At 68.5% G+C, this 7,385-nt stretch carries 6 protein-coding genes; 3 read left to right on the forward strand and 3 right to left on the reverse strand.

All coding sequences use genetic code 11. The features are described 5' to 3' along the window. The coding region (locus tag VD972_RS25330; protein WP_324991231.1) for an ATP-binding protein at positions 1–2,000 on the forward strand (2,000 nt) is incomplete at its 5' end. Positions 2,001–2,030: 30 nt separating this feature from the next. Here VD972_RS25330 and wecB read toward each other — a convergent pair. Further along, positions 2,031–3,158, reverse strand: coding sequence for a non-hydrolyzing UDP-N-acetylglucosamine 2-epimerase (gene wecB / locus VD972_RS25335; RefSeq protein ID WP_324991233.1), 1,128 nt, complete (start codon positions 3,156–3,158; stop codon positions 2,031–2,033). A gap of 93 nt (positions 3,159–3,251) precedes the next feature. On the opposite strand from wecB, the gene kdsB reads away from it, so the two are divergent. Continuing rightward, the gene (gene kdsB / locus VD972_RS25340; protein ID WP_324991234.1) at positions 3,252–4,004 is read left to right on the forward strand and encodes a 3-deoxy-manno-octulosonate cytidylyltransferase; all 753 of its coding nucleotides are present in this window, start codon (positions 3,252–3,254) and stop codon (positions 4,002–4,004) included. An 8-nt stretch (positions 4,005–4,012) separates the two neighbouring features. Here the strand turns inward: kdsB and VD972_RS25345 are convergent, their stop codons facing one another. Both VD972_RS25345 and VD972_RS25350 read right to left on the reverse strand, forming a co-directional pair. Then, positions 4,013–5,416, reverse strand: coding sequence for a SagB family peptide dehydrogenase (locus VD972_RS25345; protein ID WP_324991236.1), 1,404 nt, complete (start codon positions 5,414–5,416; stop codon positions 4,013–4,015). A 96-nt stretch (positions 5,417–5,512) separates the two neighbouring features. Further along, positions 5,513–5,851: a hypothetical protein gene (locus VD972_RS25350; RefSeq protein WP_324991238.1), complete on the reverse strand. Its 339-nt coding sequence runs from the start codon at positions 5,849–5,851 to the stop codon at positions 5,513–5,515. A 182-nt stretch (positions 5,852–6,033) separates the two neighbouring features. Here VD972_RS25350 and VD972_RS25355 point away from each other — a divergent pair. Then, a partial coding sequence (locus VD972_RS25355; RefSeq protein WP_324991240.1) for a TOMM precursor leader peptide-binding protein occupies positions 6,034–7,385 on the forward strand: 1,352 nt, incomplete at its 3' end.

Here is a 7,385-nt window from a genome sequence, read left to right on the forward strand (position 1 = left end):
CCCTGCTCCTCGCTCACACGCAGAGCGCCTATGGCTTGCTGGGGGAGGTCCTCCCCTCCCCTGGAGCCAGCCCTCGTTTCCAGCCCCTCGCCAGCAGCCCCTCCAGCGAGGCCTCTCAGGCGCAGGGGCTCCTCGGCCTTCGAGCGCTCATGGATGCCGCACTCGAGACAGGCGAGCCTGTCTGGGCCAGCAGGCTGGCGGAGCGGGTGGGCGCCGTGCCCGCACCGGGTATGTCCCACCTGGACTCCTTCCTCCTCCTGCCCCTCCGGAGCGGGGACGAGCTCGTAGGGCTGGCCGGCCTCGCCCACCCCCGCGGCGAGGCCGATGCCAGGCTCATCAGCGAGCTCCAGCCCGCGCTGCTCGTGGGTGGCAACCTCGTGGCCAGGTGGCGCACCGAGCTGCAGCGCCGGGATCAGGAGACGGCCCACCGCATGCGGCAGGCAGACCTGGAGCAGCTGAAGCCGGTGCTCGTAAGCGTGGAGGAAGGCCTGTGGGAGTGGAAGGTCCTCACCGGAGAGCTGCGCGTGAGCCGCCGCAGCCTGGAGCTGCTGGGGTACGCCGAGGGCGAGCTGGAGCCCACCGTGGCCGTGTGGAAGAGCTTGTGCCACCCCGAGGATCTGCCCGAGGTCGAGCAGCTCATCCAAGCGCATCTGGAGGGGCACACACCCCTGCTCGAGTTCGCCTACCGTGCGCGGCGCAAGGATGGCCAGTGGGCCTGGATCTTGAGCCGGGCCCGGGTGGCGACGCGTGACAGCCAGGAGTCCCCGGTGCGGGTGGTGGGCACGGACGTGGACATCACCGCCAGGAAGCACAGCGAGGAGCGCCTGCGCGTGCTGTTCCGCGCCCTCCCGGATCTCCTCTTCCGCATCCGCGCCGATGGCACCTTCATCGACTGGAATGATGGGACCGCCGAGCCCACGGCGCTGCCACCCGAGGCCTTCCTGGGCAAGAAGATCCAGAGCCTGCCGTTCCCGAGCTCCTTCATCGAGCAGACCCTCACGAACGTCCAGCGGGCCATCCACTGGGGGGAGCTGACGGTCTACGAGTACGAGCTGGAGAAGCAGGGCCGAGGGGTGCAGCGGTACGAGGCGCGGATCGTCCGCAGCGGTCCGGATGAGGCCGCCTGCATCGTGCGCAACATCACCGAGCGCGGGCTGATGGAGGAGCGGCAGGCGCAGCTCATCCGGGCCGAGAGGCTGGCCTCGCTGGGGCAGCTCGCGGCGGGGATTGCCCACGAGGTCAACAACCCGCTCAGCTACGTCACGAGCAACCTGAGGACGCTCGACCAGCACGTCTCCGGGCTCCTGCCACTGCTGCGGCTCCAGCACGAGCTCCTGCAGGGAAGAGACGGCGAGCACCTGACCCTCTCCGGGGAGCAGCTCACGCGGCTGCGCGAGCTGTGGACGCAGGCGGACATGGAGACGTTGATCGGGGAGCTGCCCGAGGTCATCGAGGAGTCGCTGACGGGTGCCCGGCGCATCACGGAGATCGTCCAGGGCCTGCGCTCGCTCTCCCGGGATGACGTGGGTACGCCTCAGTCGGTGGACCTGAACGCGGAGCTGGAGTCCACGCTGCGGATGGTGTGGAACGAGCTCAAGTACAAGTGCGAGGTGATCCGCGAACTGGGGCCGCTGCCTCGCGTTCTCTGCCATCCCACCCAGATCGCCCAGGTGTTCACCAACCTGCTCGTCAACGCGGCCCAGGCCCTCGAGACCTTCGGAAAGATCCGCATCCGCACGTGGCATCAGGAGGGCGAGGCGGTGGTGGAGATCTCGGACACGGGCAAGGGCATGATGCCGGAGACGCTCTCCAAGCTCTTCACGCCCTTCTTCACCACCAAGCCGCGAGGCCAGGGCACGGGGCTGGGGCTGTCCATCAGCCGCGACATCATCACCCGGCACGGGGGCCGCATCGAGGTTCAGAGCGAGCCCGGCAAGGGCAGCACCTTCACCGTCTCCCTGCCCACGGAGGCCACCCTCGCGAGCCGGCCCTCCTCGTGAGCCAGGCCAGCGTCACCGGGCGCCACGCCCTCAGGCGGACGCGCGCAGCTCGCCCACGCCTGCACCGAGCACCTGGGCATAGAGGTCGGCGATGCGCTCGGCGGTGCGCCCATCCCAGAGGAGGGGCACGCGGCCCTTCTTGCCGTGCCCATCGAGGACACGGTCCGCCTCCTCGGTGATGCGCACCGGGTCGGTGCCGACGACGAGGTTGGTGCCCTGCTCCACGGTGATGGGGCGCTCGGTGTTCTCGCGCAGGGTGAGGCAGGGCACGCCCAGCGCGGTGGACTCCTCCTGCAGCCCACCCGAGTCGGTGAGGATGAGCCGGGCCTGCGAGGTGAGCGCGAGGAACTCCAGGTAGCCCATGGGCTCCACGAGGCGCAGCCCGGGAGAGCGCTCGAGCATGCCGCCCAGCCCGTGGTCCGCCAGCATCTTCCGCGTGCGGGGGTGCACCGGGAAGATGACGGGCACGCGCGCGGAGACCTGGGCGAGCGAGGAGAGCAGCCCGCCGAGCACCTTCGGATCATCCACGTTGGAGGCGCGGTGCAGCGTGCACACGGCGTAGCCCTGAGGCCTGAGCCCCAGGTCCGCGAGCGTGGAGAGCTGCTCGGCTCGCGCCTTGGAGGTCAGCAGCGTGTCGATCATCACGTTGCCCACCAGGTGGATGCGGACAGGGTCCACCCCCTCCTTGAGGAGGTTGGCGTCCGCATCCGGCGAGGGCGTGAGGAGGAGGTCCGCGAGCCGGTCGGTGACGATGCGGTTGATCTCCTCCGGCATGCGAGGATCGAAGCTGCGCAGGCCCGCCTCCACGTGGGCGACGCGGATGCCCATCTTCGAGGCCACGAGGGCGCCCGCCAGGGTGCTGTTGACGTCGCCCACGACGGAGACGAGGTCCGGCTTCTCCCGGAGGAAGACCTTCTCCAGCTCGATCATGGTGCGCGCGGTCTGCTCCGCGTGGCTGCCCGAGCCGATGCCCAGGTACACCTCCGGGGCGGGCATGCCGAGATCCGTGAAGAAGACGTCGCTCATCTTCACGTCATAGTGCTGGCCGGTGTGGACGAGGACCTGGGCGAGCTGGCCGCGCTCGGTGATGGCCTTGTGGATGGGCGCCGCCTTCATGAAGTTGGGGCGTGCGCCGACGATGTGGAGGACCTTCTTCATGGCCTCGGGAAGCTAGGCACGGTCCATGGGGAGGCCAGTGTGCGGGACACCTCGGGGAGGCAAGACGTCCTGAATTTGATAGACGGAGGGGACATGCCTCCTCCCCGGACCGTCGCCGTCATCCCGGCCCGCCATGCCAGCACCCGCTTCCCTGGCAAGCCGCTTGCCCTGATTGCAGGCAGGCCGATGGTGGAGCACGTGTGGCGCCGCTGCCAGGAGTCCCGTGCCTTCGACGAGGTGCTGGTGGCGACGGACGACGAGCGCATCCAAGAGGCAGTTGCGCGGTTCGGGGGCATGTCGGTGATGACGAGCCCCGCGTGCGCGACGGGGACGGACCGGGTGGCGGAGGTGGCGCGGAGTCGCGCAGGGGTAGACGTGTGGGTCAACGTCCAGGGCGACGAGCCGTTGCTGGATCCGAAGGCGCTCCAGGTGCTGGCAGGGCTGTTCAAGGACCCGGAGGTGGGCATGGGCACGCTGGTCCGGCCGCTGGAGGCGGCGGAGGTGGCGAGCCCCCATGTGGTGAAAGCAGTGCTGGCGGTGAATGGGGATGCGCTCTACTTCAGCCGCGCCGCGTTGCCCTTCTTCCGGGAGGCGGGACAGGAAGAGAGGGTGCGCCGGTGGGCGCACATTGGCCTCTACGGCTACCGGCACGAGGTGCTGCTGAAGCTGGCCTCGCTGCCCCCCACACCGCTGGAGGAGGCGGAGAAGCTGGAGCAGCTCCGGGCCCTGGAGCATGGGGTGCGCATCCGCTGTGGCCAGGTGCACTGGAGCACGGTGGCGGTGGATGTGCCGGAGGACGTGGCGCGAGTGGAGGCCGTGCTGCGTTCCTCTGCGTCGTCGCTGTGACACGTGGGCTACCCGGGCTGTGGGTCCCGGCTTCCGAGGGCAAACTCGCCGATGGAGCCCTCCACGAGCGGATCCATCCCCGTGGCGCGAGCGAACAAGTCGGCGCCGCCGCTGCCCAGGGCGCAAGGGGCGAGCCCCATGGCGGTTGCCACCAGGTACAGCGTCTGGAAGATGACCCCCACGTTCTTGAGCATGGCCGAGTAGGCCATGACCTCGTATTTCCAGGCCATGCGTGCGAAGCGCGCCGTCAGCACAATGACAACCTGCGGCTGCGCTGGGAGGGCCATGCTCTCCGAAGCGAGCTGCAGCAGCGCCTCTCGCGCCGGCGCTTGCGTGGGGACGCGATAGAGGGCGTGCTCCTGGAGCTGATAGGAGTACAGCCCAGCCCCCAATCCCTTACACTGCCGGACGAGAACATACACGTCGTTCTCATAGAGAGCGCCGCCCGAGGGATACACGCGCGCCTCCTTCTGCTCCCTTCCATCCAGGTCCGCATGACGCAGCCCCAGGGCGCGGTAGAGCAGCTCCCCGAGCTGAGTCCGCGTGATGGGCCGTGAGCCTTGATGGCGAACCGTGCGGCGGCGCTCCAGCACCGTGGTGAAGGAGGGGTCTCTGCGCTCCAACAGGGTCAGATCAGGCTTCTCCAACGACAATGCCTCACCTGAGGGCGGTGGCTTTCTCACGGGCTGCGGCAATCTCCCGCGGAAGCGATACGTGGCGCCGCCATAGCCTTTCTCGTGCCGGGCCCAGCGGGTCCAGCTATAGAAAAGCAGATCGTGGAACTCCCAAGTGGCGAGTGCCTCGGCCTCTACAGCCCTCCCATCCGGGCCCACCTCCACGAGGGCTCCGGCTTGCAGCAGCATGTCTAGAAATGCAGCCGCGGCCTCGGCAGGAATTCCTGGCACTGCCTCCGCGACTTCGCTGGGGAGCCTTGGCGTGGCAATCACTCCCAGGAGCGCAGGGCCGTGCCATGTCCCCATGGACACGCGCGACAGGGACAGCGGCGTCTCCAACAAGGAGCCCGTGTCCACGGCTCGGCTGAAGGCAAAACGGGAGAGCCGGTAGCGCTGGTCGGCACGCAGTAAAACCCTGTCACGCTGAAGGGTCTCCGGCGCGAGCCGGGCGATGAGCGCGCCCTCGAGGTGAAGGCTGCGAGCCAGCACACCATGCGCGCGCAGCGCCTCGAGCAGGGCGAGGAAGAGCGCCGCGTGGGTCAGCCCGTCCCGTCCCGCCAGCTCGCTCAGCTCGTCGAGACTGTGCCCGCCCTCGGCCAAGGCCTCGAGCGTGGCGTTGACACTGGGGGAGAGGGGCGGCAGCGTCAGCCGGGCGCGTCCTTCGAGGCCGCGCCGGCCTTCCGTGGAAGGTGCCAGGCTCACCCCTGGCACAAAGGACAACGTCTCACGGATGATCATGACTGCCTTCTGGCCTGAAAACAGGGGCTGGATTCTCGAGGCGCTCGAAAATGCCCCGTCATGCTCTACTGGACAAGCATGTTGGGACGTGCCGGCTCAGGTCGTGAAGCTGTCCTGAGTGACCGGCCTGGCATTCACCATGCCCTTCTCGACGTCCGTCAGAGCGACCTGCTGCAGCTCCATGGACGGCGCGGGCGGGATGACCATCCGCAGGGTGTCCGCGTTCGCGGCCTGAGCCGCCTCGCTGCCCTCGACGATCTCCAGCTTGACGCTCCCGGGGAACGCGAACTGGTACACCTCGCGGAGCGTCGCCGCGGGGTCGCGCTTCAGCGCTTCACGGAACTCTGTGTCCTGCCAGGCGCGTGCGACGCACTGGGGCCAGATCTTTCCGAACTGCTGGGTGGAGCTTGCTGCACTCGTGTTGGTGTTGATCAAGGTGACCCTCTCTCTTTCTTTCTACTGCGGCCTTTTTTGAACGACGTTCCCGACAGCCGCAGCTTGATCTTATCACAATGATTGCTCATGCGCCCGCCCTTGAATATCCATTGCATATACATCGGTCAGGCCGTGTGCTCCCAAAGTCAGGCGCTGACCAGTGCTAGAATTCAGAGACCACCATGAGTGATCCCTTCCATCGCGTCGTGCAGTTCAAGGCCCATCTCCGCTTGGAGATCCTCGACACGGAGCGAGCCTTCGTCCTGGGTGAGCATGAGCAGTTCATGCTGACGGGCAGGAGCCAGGTGCTCGTGGCCTCGAAGCTCGACGGCCGCCGCTCCGTGCAGGACGTCCTCTCCGCGCTAGAGGCGGAGGTCTCCGCGCCCGAGGTGCTCTATGCCCTCGCGCTCCTGGAGAAGCAGGGCCACATCGTCGAGGCGACGCCGGGGCTGCGGCAGGAGACCGCTGCCTTCTGGCAGGCTCTGGGTGAGGTGCCCTCCGAGGCCGTCTCGCGGCTGGCCAACTCCGCCGTGGCCGTGCATGCGCTGGACGGACTGGAGCCGCGACCCCTCGTCGAAGCCCTGAGAGGGGCCGGACTCACGGTGCGAGAAGGCGCGCCGCTCCACGTCGTCCTCGTACGCGACTACCTCACGCCCCAACTGGAGGCCTTCAACCAGGAGGCGCTGAAGCGGAGAGAGCCCTGGCTCCTCGTGAAGCCCTCGGGTACCACGCCGTGGGTGGGGCCGGTGTTCCGCCCCGGTGAGGGGCCCTGCTGGGCCTGCCTCGCGCAGCGCCTGCGTTGGAACCGTCCTGTGGAGGCCTTCTTGCGCGGGCGCATGGGCGCCGAGCGTTCCTTCTCTCTCCCTCAGGCGGAGCTGCCCGCGAGCCTCCAGACGGGGCTCCACCTGGCCGCGGTGGCCCTGGCACGCTGGCTCGCCGCTGGCAGGCAGGGCTCCCTCGGGAGCTCCCTGCTGGCGCTGGAGCTGTCTCGCTTCCAGCTCACCGAGCACCCCGTGGTGCGGCGCCCCCAGTGCCCCGCCTGCGGGGACCCTGGGCTCCTGAAGGCCCGCGCCGAGCAGCCCGTGGTGCTGGAGCCTCGGCCTCGCGGCTTCACCGAGGACAATGGCTTCCGGACCGTGCCCCCCGAGACGACCTTTGCGCGCCTCCAATCCCAGATCAGTCCCATCACGGGCGTGCTCAGCTCACTGGTGCCGCTCGAGTCGCGCAGCCACGCCTTGCGGCCCGTCTTTGGCGCCTCGTACTTCTGTCCGGTCCACGCCCGGTCGCCCGCCTTCACCGAGTTCCACTCGATCACCTTGGGCAAGGGACGCACGCCGGCCCAGGCTCGCGCCAGCGCGCTCGGCGAAGGCATCGAGCGCTGGAGCTCGATGTTCCAGGGAGATGAGCCCCGCTCCCTGGCACGCATCTCGGATCTGGGCCAGGACGCCTTCCACCCCAAGGAGCTGCTGCACTTCAGCGAGGCCCAGTACCGGGACCGAGAGGCGCACAACAACAGCTTCCAGCGGAAGTTCCA

The organism is Hyalangium sp. (assembly GCF_035629615.1).
Lineage (GTDB): Bacteria > Myxococcota > Myxococcia > Myxococcales > Myxococcaceae > Hyalangium.

Bases quoted from the DNA above. Each gene is read 5' to 3' on its own strand.
- wecB (WP_324991233.1), bottom strand. From the start codon at position 3,158: ATGAAGAAGGTCCTCCACATCGTCGGCGCACGCCCCAACTTCATGAAG.
- kdsB (WP_324991234.1), top strand. From the start codon at position 3,252: ATGCCTCCTCCCCGGACCGTCGCCGTCATCCCGGCCCGCCATGCCAGC.
- VD972_RS25345 (WP_324991236.1), bottom strand. From the start codon at position 5,416: ATGATCATCCGTGAGACGTTGTCCTTTGTGCCAGGGGTGAGCCTGGCA.